A 16145-nucleotide genomic window follows, 5' to 3' on the forward strand; every position below is an offset into this window, starting at 1 on the left:
CCGGTAATTCATGAACAGCGTCCAGCCGATCACCCTGCTCCGCCCCACTCCCAGCAGCCCCGACAAGCAAGCGGCCATTCCCGGTCACCGCGTCGAGCTGCAACTGCTCACCACCCTCAAGTGCAACCTGAAATGCACCTATTGCTCATTGGGCGTGGGAGAAGTGCTTGGGTCACAGCAGCATGTGGACTACTCGCTGGATCAGCTGAGCGCTTTTGTCGACAGCCAACTCACTGGCCTCGAAACCTATGTCACCTTCTATGGCGGCGAACCCACGCTGAACCGCCCCTACATGGAAGAAGTGATCGCGCGCTTCCCGAACTTCCGCTACCAGTTGCAGACCAACGGGACGCTCCTCGACGGTCTGCCGGACGCAGTGCTGGCGCGCATGTCCAACTTCCTGATCTCCATCGACGGTGGCGAAGGCACCACCGACGGCTATCGCGGCCGCGGTATCTATCGCCAGGTGATGAAGAACCTCGCAGCGATCCGCCCCAAGACCAGCGGCTCAATCACCGCGCGCATGACCTGGAGCCACCCGGAGATCAGCTTCGAGGAAATCGATCATCTCACCGAAGTCTTCGATTACCTGTACTTCCAGTTCGTAGCCGACCGTGGCGCCTATCCGGCCGAGGGCATGGCCAAGCGCAAGGCCATCATCACGCAGATGGTTGCCAAGTTCTTCCAGCACCCGGATCGCCTCTACCCGATCATTCCAATCATGGGTATGGTGCGCAACAAGGTAATGCCCTCGAAGGCGCAGGAGCTGTATCAGGGCAAGACACAGTGTCGTGCCTCCACCCACATCCTGAATGTGATGCCGGACGGCCGCATCTTCCCCTGCCCCGACCTGCTCTACCTGCCCGAAATGCAGCAGGGTTCGGTGGTCGACAACTGGCTGCGCGCCAGCCCCCTGCAGCCGGACCCGGCCATGCCATGCGCGAGCTGCGAGGCCTACAGCTTCTGCCGTGGCAACTGCATGAAGAATCTGTATCTGGCCTACGTGAAGCAGGACGAGGATTACCGTCGCGAAGTCGTCGAGCCGATCTGCGAGCTGGTGCGTTTCATGGGCGAAGAGATCGACCGCCACGATCCGCAGGCCTGGTTTGCCCGCGCCAGCCTGCCGGTAAGAAAGCTCATCACCGACTGCGAAGTCTACGAATACGTCGAGATCATGCCCTGAGCATCGCGCCAGGCCGGCGCAGCAAGAGCGTGCTGCGGCCGGCCAGTACTGCCGACTCAGTGGGCCGTCCAGGCCCCGTCAACCGGCAATGCCGTGCCGGTCATCGATCGGGCGCCGTCGCTACAGAGGAACACGGCAAGTGCACCCAGCTCGTCCACCTCGACGAATTTCTTGGTTGCCTGCGCGGCCAGCAGCACATCGCGGATCACCTGCTCTTCCGTCATGCCACGAGCCTTGGCGGTGTCCGGAATCTGCTTCTCGACCAACGGCGTCAGCACATAGCCCGGACAGATGGCATTCACGGTAACACCGCATTCGGCCACTTCCAGCGCCACAGTCTTGGTCAGCCCCAGCACCGCATGCTTGGTAGCGACGTAGGCCGACTTGAAGGGTGAAGCCACCAGTGCATGCGCCGAAGCGATATTGATGATGCGGCCCCAACCACGCTTCTTCATGCCCGGCACGGCGAGGCGGATGGCATGGAAAGTCGCCGAGAGATTAAGCGCTACGATGAGATCGTACTTTTCCGGCGGAAAATCCTCGATCGGGCTCACATGCTGCATACCCGCGTTATTCACCAGGATGTCCAGGCTGCCATGCGCCCGCTCCACGCTGCGGATCATGGCCTCGACAGCTTCGGTCTTCGTCAAGTCTCCCCCTACGAAGCTCACACTCACGCCAAACTCGGTGGCCAATTCGCTGCGGATCTTCTCGATTGCAACGGGCTCGCCCAGACCATTGAGGGCAATCGTGGCTCCTTGCGCCGCCAGCGCCCGGGCGATCCCGAGGCCGATACCACTAGTGGAACCCGTAACAAGTGCTACCTTGCCCTTGAGTGTCATGATCGACTCCTGTTGATGTGGCGGACGCAAGCCGGTTGATTGTGCGGCGCAAAACAGTGGCCTGTCAAAACCAGAAATGATTTTGGCATTTCATGGCATAGCGCCTCAGGCCCTAGGGCGGAACGAAAAAACGCCCGCTGGCGCAAGCGCGAGCGGGCGTCTGGCCGAGCCGGAAAAGGATCAGCTGGCTTCAGCTTCCATCTTGATCGCGCCGCAGGGGCACTCTTCCACACACACGCCACAACCCTTGCAATAGTCGTAGTTGAACTCGAACTTCTTGCCGGGGCCAAGCTTGATGACGGCGTTATCCGGACACACCCCATAGCAGTTGTCGCACTCGAAGCAGTTGCCACACGACAGGCAGCGGCGCGCTTCGAACAGGGCATTGTCTTCGTTCAGGCCACCCTGCACTTCATCGAAGGTGCTCTGACGACGGATGATGTCCAGCATCGGACGCACCGTCTTGTCAGCATCGGTGTAGTACCAGGTGTTCAGCTTCTCGAAAGTCGCCAGCTCCTTCTTCGGCGGCTTGACGTAAGTCGTGCCCGCCAGCCATGCACTGATATGGCGCGCGGCCAGCTTGCCATGGCCAACCCCGACAGTCACGGTACGGTCGGACGGCACCATGTCGCCGCCAGCGAAGATGCCCGGGTAGCCGGTCATCATGTTGTCGCCCACCTTGACCACGCCATCTTCAAAGCTCAGATCCGGCACGCCGTTGAGCAGGCCCAGATCCACATCCTGGCCGAGCGCCAGAATCACCGAATCGGCTTCCAGGGTGTCGAACTCGCCAGTCGGTACGGGCTTGCCGTTTTCGTCCAGCTCCATCTTCTCGACCTGGATGGCGCCCTCGCCCACCTGCTTGATGGTGGACAGCCAGCGCATCATCACGCCTTCCTGCAGCGCTTCTTCCACTTCGAAGTCGTGCGCCGGCATCTTGTCGCGGGTGCGGCGGTACACGATGATGGCTTCTTCAGCACCGAGACGCTTGGCGGTGCGGGCCACGTCGATGGCGGTGTTGCCGCCGCCATACACGACTACGCGGCGACCCAGCATCGGCTTGTCTTCACCTTCCATGCTGCGCAACACCGATACGGCATCCAGAATCTTGGCCGATTCGGCTGCCGGAATGGCCGTGCGCTTGGCAATGTGAGCCCCCACGGCGAGGAAGGCGGCGTCAAACTTCTCGTCCTTCATCGTCTTGAGCAGATCCTCGACCTTGGTGTTGAGGCGCATTTCCACGCCCATGTCGAGGATGCGCTGCACTTCAGCGTCCAGCACTTCGCGTGGCAAACGGTACTTCGGAATACCGAAGCGCATCATGCCGCCAGCCAACGGGCCGGCTTCAAAGATCACCACCTGGTGACCCATGCGGCGCAACTGATAGGCGGCGGACAGGCCCGATGGGCCGGCACCGACCACCAGAATGCGCTTGCCCGTTTCAGCGGCCGGGGCAGCGAACTTCCAGCCCTGCTTGATGGCCTCATCGCCAAGGAAACGCTCCACCGAGTTGATGCCTACGGCCGAATCCAGCTGGCCACGGTTACAAGCGCCTTCACACGGGTGGTAGCAGACGCGACCCATCACAGCCGGCATCGGATTGGCTTCGGTGAGGTGACGCCAGGCGGCCTCGTAATCACCAGACTCGGCGTGAAACAGCCAGCCCTGGGTGTCTTCACCCGCAGGACAGGCGTTGTTGCACGGAGGCAGGCGATTGACATAGACCGGGCGGAAACTGCGCCAGGAACCCGTCTTGTTGGCCAGAGAAGAGCCCACATTAAGGGTGATTGCAAACGGTTTGTTCATTGTTTCAAACTCCCTTTCGCCTTACTTGTGCTCGCTGCCGGGGAAACCGACAGTGGCCTTGTCTTCGCCGAGCAGACCGAACTTGCGGATGTTCTGGTCAGCCATCGCCTGGAAGCGGGCAATCAGCTCCAGTTGCGGGGTCTTGCCGAAAAGGTGGGCAAAACGACGCTGCAGGCGCAGATAGGCTTCAACCGGCTGCTTCTGGCGGATCTTCGAGACATTCGTGACTTCGCCATACTCGGCTTCAAAAACCGGGAACAGGCCGGTTTCCTTGGCCAGACGGGCGAGCTTGATGGTGTCGCACGAAGCCGAACCCCAGCCCAGCGGACACGGCACGAAGATGTGGATGTAGCGTGCGCCGCGCATGTTCATGGCCTTGGTGACCTTGTATTCCAGGTCGCGCAGGTCAGACACCGAGGCGGTAGCCACATAGGGAATGCCGTGGGCCATGGCGATCAGCGGCACATTCTTGCCCTGACCCCATTCATTGCCCGGATGCTCACCCACCGGCATGGTGGTGGCGGTACGGGCGGCCGGCGGGGTGGCGGAAGAACGCTGCACACCAGTGTTCATGTAGGCCTGGTTGTCGTAACAGATGTAGAGCACATCGTCATTACGCTCAAACATGCCGGAGAGGCAGCCAAAACCGATGTCGGTGGTGCCACCGTCACCGCCCTGGGCGATCACGCGGGTTTCGGCCAGCGGCTTGCCGGCTTTCTGTGCGCGGATCTTGGCGGCTGCAGCAACCCCCGTCGCCACGGCGGCGGCATTGCCGAACAGCGAGTGGATCCATGGAATCTGCCAGGAGGTTTCCGGATAGGGCGTGGAAAACACTTCCAGACAGCCCGTGGCATTCACGGCGATGAGTTGGTTGCCCGTGGCGCGCATGGCCGCATCGATCGCATAACGCGCGCCGAGTGCTTCGCCACAGCCCTGACAGGCGCGGTGACCGGAGTTCAGCGAGTTGGTGCGTTCAATCTCGGACTGCACCGAACGTTGCTCGGGCGGCAGCAGGCGGTTGCCGACGGTGAAGGTGCCGGTCTGATAAAACTTGACGTCTTGATGTCCCATGTCTGCTCTCCTCAGCCCACGTTCGACTTGGTCTGACCCAGGTCGCGCAGGATGTTTTCGGCAATCGGGCCGGAGCGACGGGTGGTGCGCTCACGATCCACTTCCTTGTTGACGATGTTCCAGTCCAGATCAAGGAAATGCAGGGCTTCGAGCTGATCGTGCATGGCCATGCGGAACACGCGGTGCAGCGAAGAGCGGGTGATGTTGCGTCCGCCCAGACCGGCCACGACCGTGTAGATACGCTTGTCCAGACCATCGAGGGCCATGCGCACGTCGGTGGCGACGATGCCGCCAATGCCGACTGCCAGGCTCTTCTCTAGCACCACGATGCGCTTGGCATGCGACAGCGCACGACGGATCGCCGAGACCGGGAAGGGACGGAAGGAGTTGATGCCGAGCACGCCAATGGAAATGCCATCGGCACGCATCTCGTCGATGGTGTCCTTGATCGTGCCAAGCACCGAACCCAGCGCAATGACCACGGTTTCAGCGTCTTCGAGCATGTAGGGGCGGACCAGACCACCGGAATTACGGCCGAAGATCTCCTCGAACTCCTTGGAAATTTTCGGGATCAATTCCAGTGCCTGCATCTGCTTGGCATGCGCCAGGTAGCGCACTTCAGAGAAGGCTTCCGGACCGACCATGGCGCCGATCGACACCGGCGCAGCGGGATCGAGAATCTGGCGCGGCGAGTACGGCGGCAGGAACTTGTCGACCTGCTCCTGCGTCGGGATATCGACGCGCTCGTAAGCGTGAGTCAGGATGAAACCGTCCATGCAGACCATCACCGGCAGGCTCAGCTCTTCAGCCAGCTTGAAAGCCTGGATGTGCAGATCGGCCGCTTCCTGGTTGGTTTCGGCAAAGATCTGGATCCAGCCACAATCGCGCTGGCTCATTGAGTCGGAGTGATCGTTCCAGATATTGATCGGCGCACCGATGGCGCGGTTGGCCACGGTCATCACGATCGGCAGGCCCAGGCCGGAAGCGTTGTACACGGCTTCGACCATGAACAGCAGGCCTTGCGAAGCGGTCGCGGTGTAAGTGCGGGCACCGGCCGCCGAAGAGCCGATGGCCACCGACATGGCAGCAAACTCGGATTCGACGTTGATGTATTCACAGTCCTTGATCTCACCGGCTTTGACCATTTCGCCAAGGCCTTCGACGATGTGGGTTTGCGGGGAAATCGGGTAGGCACAGATCACTTCCGGGCGCGACAGCGCAACAGCTTCCGCAACGGCGTGCGAACCTTCACATTGCTTAAGCATGGGCGGCCTCCTTGGCAGCGAGGGCGATGTTGTAGGCCTCGGTAGCGGCGGCGATATTGCCCTCGGCGACCTTGCCGGAGAACTTTTCACGAATCGCAGCTTCAACGGATTTCAAGGAAATCAGGCCGGAGGCGGCGGCAAAAGCACCAAGCATCGGCACGTTAGGTGCGTTGCGATTGACGTACTTGAAAGAGAGATCGGTCGCCGAGACGGTGATCAGACGCTCCGGACGGAAGCGCTTGAAGAGCTCACCGAGACCCAGCTCCTCGAAGCTGCGATTCGTGTTGAGCACCACATAGCCATTCGGCGAAAGGCCCGCGAAAACGTCGATCTGATGCAGCAGGGTGGCATCCTGGATGATCAGCGCATCCGGCTCCATGACCGGCTCGCGCAACCGGATTTCCTTGTCTGCAATACGGCAGAAAGCCACCACCGGGGCGCCTGTCCGTTCCGAGCCGAAGCTCGGGAATGCCTGTGCATGACGGCCTTCAAGGAAGGCTGCGATCGACAGCATTTCTGCCCCCGTCACCACCCCTTGACCGCCGCGACCGTGAATCCTCACCTGGAACATCCATATCTCCCTGATGTGAGACTAGCTTCGGTATCCGGAGACAAGCTGCGCACCTCATCGGGGCGGTGCGGCCGGCCTCCTGCTGGTCGCCAGGAAGGCCTTCAATGAAAGCCGCCAAGGCGATGTACGGAAACTATTGCATGTAGCGAGATTTCTCTATGCGCCATATCAAGTTTTGAGGCTTGTCAGCCCGGCAAAAGCCAGTCATTACGTGGCAGCACCTCAGAAAAGCACTGTGCAGGGGCACATCGAAGCTTGGCTGGAGCAGCAATAAAAAACGGCAGCCAGGTTGCCCTGACTGCCGTTTCCTGCCAGCTGATGCCGGAGGGGCTTACTTGAGTTCCTTGTGCAACAGGCCAAGAATCTGGCGACTGGCTTCAGTCGAAGCCGGCTTGCCTTCCTTGTCCTGCAACTGGACCACAGTCTGTTCGCCTGCGGCGCTTACAGCCACGCGGAACTGGTCGGTACCAGACTCCTTCTTGCCGCCGCCAAACCAGCCGGAGAACCAGCCGCCGCTTTCCTTCTTCTGACCCGTCAGGTCTTCAGCAGAAACATAGCGCACGAAATACAGACCCTTGGCGCGGTCGCGGTCTTCCACCACCACACCGATCCGGTCGAGCGCCAGCCCCACCTGGCGCCAGCTGCGATCCAGGCCATCCTTCACTGTCAGTTGCTGGCTGCCATCGGCGGCAGCGCCAAGCGTGGCACGTTCAGACACGGGCTTGGCAACTTCAGCCACCACTTCGCGGGCAGAGGTTTCATCACGCCCCAGACGAATCATCAGACGAGTCAGCATCTCGGCTTCCATCTCGGGATTCGAAGGCTGCAGCTCGAAATAGGTACCGGTCTGGTTACCCATGTTCGGGTTGTACATCTTCTCTTCAAGGCCACGATGGGTGATGTAGATCTCGACCTCACCCGGACGAGCGCCTTGCTCAATGCGGGTACGGTAGCGATCACGCTCGCCGTTGCTGACCATCGAACCGAGCACATAGCTCAAGGCATTGCGGACGGGATCGGAATAGACCTTGGCGCGGTTCTCGGCCCAGTCAGTTTCCATGATCAGCAACTGCTGATCGTCCTTGACCAGAACGAAACCCAGTTCCTTCCAGAAGTCACGCAGCTTCGGCCACAACTGCTCGCTGTTGCCTTGCAGCACCAGCCAACGCGTATTGCCAAAGCGCTCCATGCGGACCTTGTCCGCCGCAACCGGCACTGCCGCCGCCGGCTTGGCCGCCGCCGCACCCGGCGCGGCCGTAGCGGCCGTGTAACCGGAGTAAGTGGCTGAACCAGGCGTATCCGGCACCACGAAACGTTCATCGCGGCGTGGTGTCACCAGATCTGGCGGCACGATCAGGGAATCGGTCTTCACGCTGGTGTCAGCACCAGGCGTCTTGTAATCAATTTTTTCGTTCCGGTTGCCGCCACAAGCTGCCACAGCCAGGCTCAGCACGGAGGCAGACAACACTACACGCAGGGATGAACGCATCAGGTCAGGACCTCTCAGAACTGGATATCGGCGGCACGCATCGCAGTGCGCACGCGCTCGTGGAAAACTTCGGAAAGCGGAGTCAGGGGCAGGCGCAACTCGCCCTGCAACAACCCCATCTGTTGGGCAGCCCACTTCACCGGAATCGGATTGGCCTCGACAAAGAGGTCACGATTGAGCAGGTAAAGCTTGCGGTTGATCTCGTTGGCGCGCACCACATCACCGGCCCGTGCGGCCACGCACAGCTCGTGCATCAGGCGCGGTGCCACGTTGGCGGACACCGAAATCACGCCATGGCCGCCGAGCAGCATGAAGCACATGGCGGTCAAATCGTCGCCGGAGTAAAGCGCAAAATCGACCGGGGCACGCATGGCGAGATCGGTAATGCGGTCGATGTTGCCGGTAGCGTCCTTGATGCCAACGATACCCGGCACATGGGCCAGACGCAGCACCGTGTCGTTGTTCATGTCGGCCACTGTGCGGCCCGGCACGTTGTAGAGAATCACCGGCAGTTCAACCGCCTCGGCAATCGTCTTGAAGTGGCGATACATGCCTTCCTGGGTCGGACGGTTGTAGTAAGGCACCACTGAGAGCTGGGCTTCAGCGCCGACCTTCTTGGCAAAGCGAGCCAGTTCGACGGCTTCAGCCGTGGAGTTGGCGCCAGTGCCGGCAATGATCGGCAGGCGACCGGCGGAATGTTCGACCGCGACGCGGATCAGCTCGCATTGCTCGTCGACACTCACCGTCGGCGATTCGCCCGTTGTCCCGACGATCACCAGACCATCGGTGCCTTCACGTGCATGAAAATCAATGAGGGCCCTGAACGCGGGCAGATCAATCTGCCCGTCTGCCGTCATCGGCGTGAGCAGGGCGACAAGGGAACCGGTGATCATGGTGGTCCGCAAGACGAATGGGAAAGCGGGGATTGTAGACCAAGGACCGCGCGCTGAGTGCTGGCCGCCGAGTAAAAGGCTTGCAGCAGCCTTGCATTCGGGCTGGGCCCTCAGATATCCGCCAGTGCCCTGACGTGGGCAATCACGCTGCGCCCCAGCGCCGGCAGCACATACCCCCCTTCAAGCATCGACACCAGGCGCCCGCCGCAATGTGCATCAGCCCACTGCCGCAGCTCGCGGCTGATCCAGTCAAAATCCTTGTCGAGCAGACCCATCGAGGCCATGTCGTCCTCGTAGTGGGCATCGAAGCCGGCCGAGATGAACAGCATCTGCGGTTGATGGCGCGTCAGCGCCGGCAGCCACACATGCGCCAGCAGCTCGCGCACAGCATCCCCCCGGGTGCCGGCAGGGAAAGGGCTATTGAGCATGTGCGGCACCTGCACCTGGGTACCGCAGTAGGGATAAAGCGGATGCTGGAAAAAACTGAGCATTTGCACGCGCGGATCGGCGATGAAAATATTCTCCGTGCCGTTACCGTGATGCACATCGAAATCGATGATGCTGACCCGCTCCAGCCCATGTACCTCCAGCACATGGCGTGCGGCCACCGCCACATTATTGAAGAAGCAGAAACCCATCGCCCGCAGCCGCTCAGCATGATGGCCAGGCGGGCGGACCGCACAGAACGCGTTATGAACGCGACCGGCCAGCACCAACTCGGAGGCCAGGATGCCGGACCCCGCCGCCCGCAGCGCCGCCTTGAGGGTATGACGGGTCATCGCCGTATCCGGATCAAGATGACGCAAGCCGCTTTCCGGCGCGATCTCGAACAACTCTTCGACATAAGCAGGCGAATGCGCCCGGTAGAGCTGCTCCAGCGTGGCGGTGGGCGCATCCTCACGCATGTCGAGAAAGCCGTCCAGGCCCTCGCCGCGGATGCGATCAAGGATCTCGGTCAGGCGTTCAGGCGACTCCGGATGCTGCGCACCCATGGTGTGCAGCCAGCAATCGGGATGGGTAATGAAAGCCGTACGGCTCATCTCATCGGGTCTCCTGTCGGGCTGCGGCTGTTTCGCTGCAGTTCTTATGGGGTCTGCCGTTTAAACTAGCGCGGGCCTGATCCATGCGCCAGAGAACGATTGGCCAGAATACGGGTCTGCCAACCAAGAACCCATCCGGAGATTCCCATGTCTGCCCCCATCCCGCACCCCTTGTGCGCCAGTCTCCTCGCCGGCCTCGGCCAGATCCTGCTCGGCAAACCCGAGGCACTGCGCCTGTCGCTGGCCTGCCTGCTGGCGCGCGGTCATCTGCTGATCGAGGACCAGCCGGGCGTGGGCAAGACGACCCTGGCCCACGCCCTGGCAGTGTCACTGGGGCTGGCCTTTCAGCGCGTGCAATTCACCAGCGATCTGCTGCCGGCAGATCTCATCGGCGTAAGCATTTTCGATGCGGCCCAACAATGTTTCGTGTTTCATCCCGGCCCCGTGTTCACCCAGGTGCTGCTGGCCGATGAAATCAACCGCACTACCCCAAAGACCCAGAGTGCGCTGCTCGAAGCCATGGAAGAGCATCAGGTTTCGATCGACGGCAAGACCCACGCCCTGCCCTCGCCCTTCTTCGTCATTGCCACCCAAAATCCCTCGCAGCAGCTAGGCACTTTCCCGCTGCCCGAGTCACAGCTGGACCGCTTCCTGATGCGCCTGTCACTGGGCCTGCCGGATGCTGCGGCCGAACGCGCCCTGCTCGCCGGCGACGACCGCCGCGCCCTGATCGGCCAGATCCGCCCGCAAATCGACCCGGCAGGCCTGCAGGCATTGCAGCAGGAAGCTGCCGCGCTCCATGTCGGCGAGCGCCTGCTCGATTATGTGCAGGCCTTGCTGGCCAAAAGCCGTCAGTTGCCCGGTGGCGCCAGCGGACTCAGTCCTCGCGCCGGTCTCGGCCTGCTCGCTGCCGCGCGGGCCTGGGCGCTGATCGCCGGGCGCGACCATGTCCGCCCTGAAGATGTTCAGGCGGTATTGCCCGCAGTCGCCGGGCACCGCATCAATGCGCTGGATGCCCGCGCCAGCGGCGAAGCATTGGTACGCGGCCTGATCGAGACCGTACCCCTGCCGTGAGCGCCGCCACTTTGCGCCAGCGCTTCCGGCGCTGGGCCACGCGCACCCGCACGCCCGAAACACAGCCGATCCAGCTGCCGCAGCGGCGCGTTTACGTACTTCCCACGCGCGCCGGCCTGGCGCTGCTGGCCACGCTGCTGGCCATGCTGCTGGCCTCGATCAACTACAACCTGTCGCTCGGCTACGGCCTGGTCTTCCTGCTCGGCAGCGTCTTCATCGTGCACATCCTGCATAGTTGGCGCACCCTCACCGGCCTGCAACTGAGCCTCTCCCCCAGCGGCGAAGCTTTTGCCGGCGGCATGGCACAGTGGCGAGTGGAGCTCGTCAATGAAGCCAGCCACGAGCGGCCCGCCGTACGTCTGCGCGACAGCCAAGGACGTGAGCTGATGCTCACGGACGTCCCCGCCGGCCAGCACAGTGAGGCCTTCATCGCCCTGCCCTGCCCACAGCGTGGCGTGCTTCAGCCGGGTCAGCTCAGCGTCGAGAGCACCCAGCCGCTAGGCTGGATCAGGGCCTGGAGCTATATCGAACCGGATGCCCCGGCCGTGATCTACCCCGCCCCCGACGGCGAGCGCCCACTACCCGAAGGCTGGGGTGACAACGGCGAAGGGCGCAGTCGCGAGCGCCCAGGCCAGGATGATTTCGCTGGCCTGCGGGGTTTCCAGCCCGGCGACTCACCCCGCCAGATAGCCTGGAAGCAACTGGCGCAAGGGCGCGGCCTGCTCACCAAACAGTTCGCCAGCGCCGGTAGCCCGGCCTGCGTGCTGGACTGGAACATGCTGCCCGCCACGCTGCCGCTGGAGGAACGCCTCTCACAACTGGCCCGCTGGGTGCTGCAAACCCGCCACAGCGGCGCCCGCACCACCCTTCTGCTGCCGGACAGCCAGACCGGTCCAGGCGAAGACGCAGCCCATCATCAGGCCTGCCTGCTGCGCCTGGCCCTGTTCGGTCTGGAGCGGTCACGATGAGCGCCCGCAACGCATTACCGCGTGGCACCTGCTACGCCCTGCTGGCTACCGCCACGCTCTCGCTGACGCCTTTCCTGCCGCACATCCCCTGGGGAATGGGGCTGCTGGCAGTGCTCCTGCTCGCCTGGCGGGCTTGGCTCGCCCACCAGGAAGCCGAGCGCCCCGCCCTCACGGTATTGATCCTGCTGGCCGTGCTGGGCTGCCTGCTGTGTGTTGCCGAATACCGCACCGTGCTCGGTCGTGAAGCCGGTCTCGCGATGCTGAGCCTGTTGCTGCCGCTCAAGCTGCTCGAAGGGCGTAGCCCACGAGACGGGCGTGCCGCCCTGTTGCTGTGTTGCTTCCTGATGACCGGACAATTTCTCAACGAACAGAGTCTGCCGGTCGCGGCCATGGTGCTGGCCTGCGCCATCGCCATCCTCGCCACCTCGGCTCGCCTCGAGCGCCCCAGTCTGGCGCTGAAACCAGCCTTGCGCGGCAGCCTGCGCCTGCTGGGTGGCGCCGTGCCCCTGATGCTGATGCTTTTCGTGTTCTTCCCGCGTATCGATGGCCCACTCTGGCGCCTGCCCGGTGATGCACATGCCGGCAAGACCGGCCTCTCGGACAGCATGCAGCCCGGCTCAATTTCGGAACTGATCCAGTCCGGCGAGATCGCCTTCCGTGCCGAATTCGAAGGCGAGCTGCCACCGCCCCGCGAGCGCTACTGGCGCGGCCCGGTGCTGACCGACTTTGACGGCCAGCGCTGGCGCGAACGCCCGACCCAGTCCACCCCGCAGCCCGACTATGAAACCAGCGGCCCGGGCTATCGCTACACCCTGACCCTGGAACCACATGATCGCCCCTGGCTGCTGGCACTGGACTATCCAGCCGAAGGAGCCAGCGACGCCACCTACTCAAGTAACTTCAGCCTGCTCGCCCGGCGCCCGGTCAGCACCCGTCTGCGCATCAGCCTGCATTCCTTTCCGGCCAGCCAGGTCGGCCTGGAAGAGCGCCCGGGACGCCTGCGCGCCGCCCTCAGCCTGCCGGAAGGCAGCAATCCACGCACGATTGCTGCGGGCCAGGCACTGGCCGCCGCACATGCAGACCCGGGAGCACGCGTCGACGCCGCCATCGCCTTCATGCAGGCCGCACGTCTAAGCTATACCCTTAGCCCACCGCTCGCCAATACGCATGCTGCCGACGAGTTCCTCTTCGACAGCAAGCAGGGCTTCTGCGAGCACTTTTCCAGCGCCTTCGTGATTCTGATGCGCGCCGCCGGTGTCCCGGCCCGGGTCGTTACCGGCTATCAGGGCGGCGAGCGCAATCCGGTCGATGGCATCCTCGTCATACGTCAGTCCGACGCTCATGCTTGGGCAGAAGTATGGCTGACAGGACGCGGCTGGGTTCGTGTCGACCCCACCGCCGCCAGCGCCCCGGCCCGGATTGACGATGGCATCGCGCAGGCCCTGCCGGACGCAGACTTGCCGATGATGATGCGTGTCGACTCGGATTTCCTGCGCGGCCTGCGCCACCGCTGGGAAGCGGTGTCGAATGGCTGGAACCAGTGGGTGCTGGGCTACAACGCCAGCCGCCAGCTGGAACTGATGCGCCGCCTGGGACTGCCTGCGGCCGACTGGCGTCTCCTCACCGCCCTGCTGGGCGCCGGCGCCAGCCTGTGGCTGGGCTGGCTCGCCTGGCGCCTATGGCCTCGCCGGGCAAAACTCGACGCGCTGGATCGCCTATGGCAGCGAGCCTGCCGCAAGCTCGCCCGGCGCGGTCTGCAGCGGGCTGAATGGGAAGCGCCGACTGACTTCGCCCGGCGTGCCGCCTTGGCGCTACCGGCACATGCCGATACCATCACGGACATTGCCGAACATTACGCCAGCCTGCGTTTCGGCCCGACCCCACCCACCGCTACCGCGCTCGCCGCCCTGCGTCGCGCAGTGCAAGACTTCAAACCATGACCCTGAACCGCCTGCTGAGTCTCGCCCTTGCCACCTTCGCCTGCAGCCTGCAGGCCCATGCGGCCTACTTCACCGAACGACCGGAAGTTCAGCTCTTTATCGAAGAGATCGCTGCCCGCAACAATCTGGATGCCATCCAGATCCGTAATGCGCTGGAAGGCGCCACTCCGCTGCCCAAGGTCATCGAACTGGTCAAACCGCCCGCCAACCCCGGAGTACGCTCCTGGCAGCGCTACCGTGCCCGCTTCATCGATACCACCCGCATTAAAGGCGGGCTCAGCTTCTGGCAAGAGAACGAAGCCACCCTGCATGCAGCCGAGGCTCGCAGCGGCGTGCCGGCCGAGATCATTGTCAGCCTGATCGGGGTCGAAACGGTGTATGGTCGCAACACCGGAAACTTCAGCGCGCTCTCAGCCCTGGCCACCCTGGCCTTCGATTACCCGCCGCGCGCCGAGCTGTTCCGCCGCGAACTCGAAGCCCTCTTCATGCTGGCTCGTGAGCAAAGCCGTGACGTGACCAGCTACCGCGGCTCCTATGCCGGTGCGCTGGGCCTGCCGCAATTTCTCCCCAGCAGCGTGCGCAACTTCGCCGTGGACGGTGACAACAGCGGTCAGATCGATCTGGCCGCCAGCACCGCCGACGCCATCTTCAGCGTCGCGAACTTCCTTGCTCAGCATGGCTGGCAACGTGACGGCAAAATCGTCATGCCAGCCCGGATCAGCGACGAAAACAAAGCCCGGGAACTGGTCGAGGCGGGCATCCTGCCGACACTGGATGTTGCACGACTGGCGGCGGGTGGTGTACGCAGCGCGCTGCCGGCAGACAGCCGTGAGCTCACCACCCTGGTCGACCTGATCACCCCCGAGGTGGGAACCGAATACTGGCTGGGTTTCCAGAATTTCTACGTCATCACGCGCTACAACCGCAGCAGCTTCTACGCCATGATCGTGCACGATCTGGCGCAAGTGCTGAAAGCAGAAAGAGCCCAGCTTGGCAGCGCACAGCCGGCCCAGGCGGGCGCGGCGTCACCCCCGAAAAAAAGCACCAAGGCTAAAACAGCACCTCGCGAGAAACACCGCGGCGCTTGAGGATGCGGCGCAGTTGCGCCAACGCCTCAAGCTGGATCTGGCGTACCCGCTCGCGAGTCAGCCCCAGCTGGGCGGCCAGATCTTCGAGGGTCAGCACCTCGACATCATCCAACCCGTAGCGGTACTGGATCACGAGACGCTGCTTCTCCGAGAGCTGGCCGATCCACTCACGAATCAGCGCCTCGACCTCGGCGGTATGAATGTTCAACTCCGGGCTGACCGCCTGCTCGTCGGCCAGGGACTCACCGATGGATAGGTTCGGATCGATATCCAGCGGCGCATCGAGTGAAGCCGTATGCTCGGAGAGGGCAAGAATGTCACGCACATCCTTGAGCGGCCGATCAAGTTTCTGAGCCACCTCTTCCAGGCGCGAAGAGTTGCCGTTGGCCGCATCCACTTGGCGCTGCGCACGCAGCACCTGATTGAGCTCCTTCACCACATGCACCGGCAAACGGATGGTGCGCGACTGGTTCATGATCGCGCGCTCGATGTTCTGGCGGATCCACCAGGTGGCGTAGGTGGAGAAACGGAAACCACGCTCCGGATCAAACTTCTCCAGCGCGTGCATCAGGCCGAGATTGCCTTCCTCGACCAGATCCAGCAGAGGAATGCCGCGATTCAGATAGTGTTTGGCGATGTTGACCACGAGGCGCAGGTTGCGCTCAATCATGGTCTGACGAGCTTCAAAATCCCCCAGGCGCACCCGGCGCGCCAGCGCAGCCTCTTCCTCGGCGGTCAGCAGCGGGTTGAGGCCAATTTCGTTCAGATAAATCTGGGTAACGTCGCTGAGAAATTCGTTCTCGGGCTGGACGACCGGCTGGGGCTCCGGCTCTGCGAAAGCCTCCAGCTCTGCGGGCAGATCCGTTTCCTTTTCTTCTGCGTCATCGAGGAATTCCGGATCGTACATGGGGCACC

General features: G+C 62.7%; 14 protein-coding genes. 5 read left to right on the forward strand and 9 right to left on the reverse strand.

Annotated elements, in window-relative coordinates; all coding sequences use genetic code 11:
• Positions 1 to 10 precede the first annotated feature (10 nt).
• Complete coding sequence (locus Q3Y64_RS06495) at positions 11 to 1183, forward strand: radical SAM protein (RefSeq protein ID WP_303560533.1); 1173 nt, start codon at positions 11 to 13, stop codon at positions 1181 to 1183.
• 56 nt (positions 1184 to 1239) lie between these two features.
• Here Q3Y64_RS06495 and Q3Y64_RS06500 read toward each other — a convergent pair whose 3' ends face one another.
• The 8 genes from Q3Y64_RS06500 to Q3Y64_RS06535 form a co-directional block, all read right to left on the reverse strand.
• Positions 1240 to 2025, reverse strand: a complete 786-nt coding sequence (locus Q3Y64_RS06500; RefSeq protein ID WP_303560534.1) for a 3-hydroxybutyrate dehydrogenase — start codon at positions 2023 to 2025, stop codon at positions 1240 to 1242.
• A gap of 180 nt (positions 2026 to 2205) precedes the next feature.
• Positions 2206 to 3831, reverse strand: a complete 1626-nt coding sequence (locus Q3Y64_RS06505; RefSeq protein ID WP_303560535.1) for an NAD(P)-binding protein — start codon at positions 3829 to 3831, stop codon at positions 2206 to 2208.
• Positions 3832 to 3852: 21 nt separating this feature from the next.
• Positions 3853 to 4902, reverse strand: a complete 1050-nt coding sequence (locus Q3Y64_RS06510) for a thiamine pyrophosphate-dependent enzyme (protein WP_170020618.1) — start codon at positions 4900 to 4902, stop codon at positions 3853 to 3855.
• An 11-nt stretch (positions 4903 to 4913) separates the two neighbouring features.
• Positions 4914 to 6167 carry a transketolase C-terminal domain-containing protein gene (locus tag Q3Y64_RS06515; protein WP_101941449.1) on the reverse strand — a complete coding sequence of 418 codons (1254 nt, stop codon included), beginning with the start codon at positions 6165 to 6167 and terminating at the stop codon, positions 4914 to 4916.
• Complete coding sequence (locus Q3Y64_RS06520) at positions 6160 to 6738, reverse strand: 2-oxoacid:acceptor oxidoreductase family protein (protein WP_101941450.1); 579 nt, start codon at positions 6736 to 6738, stop codon at positions 6160 to 6162. The genes Q3Y64_RS06515 and Q3Y64_RS06520 overlap by 8 nt, the downstream gene beginning before the upstream one ends.
• Before the next feature lie 331 nt (positions 6739 to 7069).
• Complete coding sequence (gene bamC, locus Q3Y64_RS06525) at positions 7070 to 8227, reverse strand: outer membrane protein assembly factor BamC (RefSeq protein ID WP_303560536.1); 1158 nt, start codon at positions 8225 to 8227, stop codon at positions 7070 to 7072.
• A gap of 14 nt (positions 8228 to 8241) precedes the next feature.
• A complete protein-coding gene (gene dapA, locus Q3Y64_RS06530; RefSeq protein ID WP_303560537.1) occupies positions 8242 to 9120 on the reverse strand; it encodes a 4-hydroxy-tetrahydrodipicolinate synthase in 879 nt (292 codons plus the stop codon).
• Positions 9121 to 9230: 110 nt separating this feature from the next.
• Complete coding sequence (locus Q3Y64_RS06535) at positions 9231 to 10160, reverse strand: histone deacetylase family protein (RefSeq protein ID WP_101941453.1); 930 nt, start codon at positions 10158 to 10160, stop codon at positions 9231 to 9233.
• 147 nt (positions 10161 to 10307) lie between these two features.
• Between Q3Y64_RS06535 and Q3Y64_RS06540 the strand changes: the two genes are divergently transcribed.
• From Q3Y64_RS06540 to mltB, 4 genes are read left to right on the forward strand one after another with little or no spacing between them, the layout of a single operon-like run.
• Positions 10308 to 11234 (forward strand): MoxR family ATPase, encoded by a 927-nt coding sequence (locus Q3Y64_RS06540; RefSeq protein ID WP_303560538.1) that lies wholly within the window; start codon positions 10308 to 10310, stop codon positions 11232 to 11234.
• Positions 11231 to 12202, forward strand: coding sequence for a DUF58 domain-containing protein (locus Q3Y64_RS06545; protein ID WP_303560539.1), 972 nt, complete (start codon positions 11231 to 11233; stop codon positions 12200 to 12202). Before Q3Y64_RS06540 ends, Q3Y64_RS06545 begins: the two co-directional genes overlap by 4 nt.
• Positions 12199 to 14142 (forward strand): DUF3488 and transglutaminase-like domain-containing protein, encoded by a 1944-nt coding sequence (locus tag Q3Y64_RS06550; RefSeq protein WP_303560540.1) that lies wholly within the window; start codon positions 12199 to 12201, stop codon positions 14140 to 14142. Before Q3Y64_RS06545 ends, Q3Y64_RS06550 begins: the two co-directional genes overlap by 4 nt.
• On the forward strand, positions 14139 to 15230 hold the full coding sequence (gene mltB / locus Q3Y64_RS06555) for a lytic murein transglycosylase B (protein WP_303560541.1): 1092 nt from the start codon (positions 14139 to 14141) through the stop codon (positions 15228 to 15230). Before Q3Y64_RS06550 ends, mltB begins: the two co-directional genes overlap by 4 nt.
• Here mltB and rpoS read toward each other — a convergent pair.
• Positions 15193 to 16137 carry an RNA polymerase sigma factor RpoS gene (gene rpoS, locus Q3Y64_RS06560; protein WP_101941458.1) on the reverse strand — a complete coding sequence of 315 codons (945 nt, stop codon included), beginning with the start codon at positions 16135 to 16137 and terminating at the stop codon, positions 15193 to 15195. The two genes, mltB and rpoS, sit on opposite strands and share 38 nt — an antisense overlap.
• Positions 16138 to 16145 lie beyond the last annotated feature (8 nt).

It is taken from the genome of Uliginosibacterium sp. 31-12 (assembly GCF_030548425.1).
GTDB lineage: Bacteria > Pseudomonadota > Gammaproteobacteria > Burkholderiales > Rhodocyclaceae > Uliginosibacterium > Uliginosibacterium aquaticum.

What these genes read in the sequence shown, in the direction of transcription:
- Q3Y64_RS06505 (WP_303560535.1), bottom strand. Translation starts at nt 3,831, where the DNA reads ATGAACAAACCGTTTGCAATCACCCTTAATGTGGGCTCTTCTCTGGCC.
- rpoS (WP_101941458.1), bottom strand. Translation starts at nt 16,137, where the DNA reads ATGTACGATCCGGAATTCCTCGATGACGCAGAAGAAAAGGAAACGGAT.
- Q3Y64_RS06535 (WP_101941453.1), bottom strand. Translation starts at nt 10,160, where the DNA reads ATGAGCCGTACGGCTTTCATTACCCATCCCGATTGCTGGCTGCACACC.
- dapA (WP_303560537.1), bottom strand. Translation starts at nt 9,120, where the DNA reads ATGATCACCGGTTCCCTTGTCGCCCTGCTCACGCCGATGACGGCAGAC.
- Q3Y64_RS06500 (WP_303560534.1), bottom strand. Translation starts at nt 2,025, where the DNA reads ATGACACTCAAGGGCAAGGTAGCACTTGTTACGGGTTCCACTAGTGGT.
- mltB (WP_303560541.1), top strand. Translation starts at nt 14,139, where the DNA reads ATGACCCTGAACCGCCTGCTGAGTCTCGCCCTTGCCACCTTCGCCTGC.
- Q3Y64_RS06550 (WP_303560540.1), top strand. Translation starts at nt 12,199, where the DNA reads ATGAGCGCCCGCAACGCATTACCGCGTGGCACCTGCTACGCCCTGCTG.
- Q3Y64_RS06520 (WP_101941450.1), bottom strand. Translation starts at nt 6,738, where the DNA reads ATGTTCCAGGTGAGGATTCACGGTCGCGGCGGTCAAGGGGTGGTGACG.
- Q3Y64_RS06495 (WP_303560533.1), top strand. Translation starts at nt 11, where the DNA reads ATGAACAGCGTCCAGCCGATCACCCTGCTCCGCCCCACTCCCAGCAGC.
- bamC (WP_303560536.1), bottom strand. Translation starts at nt 8,227, where the DNA reads ATGCGTTCATCCCTGCGTGTAGTGTTGTCTGCCTCCGTGCTGAGCCTG.
- Q3Y64_RS06540 (WP_303560538.1), top strand. Translation starts at nt 10,308, where the DNA reads ATGTCTGCCCCCATCCCGCACCCCTTGTGCGCCAGTCTCCTCGCCGGC.
- Q3Y64_RS06515 (WP_101941449.1), bottom strand. Translation starts at nt 6,167, where the DNA reads ATGCTTAAGCAATGTGAAGGTTCGCACGCCGTTGCGGAAGCTGTTGCG.
- Q3Y64_RS06510 (WP_170020618.1), bottom strand. Translation starts at nt 4,902, where the DNA reads ATGGGACATCAAGACGTCAAGTTTTATCAGACCGGCACCTTCACCGTC.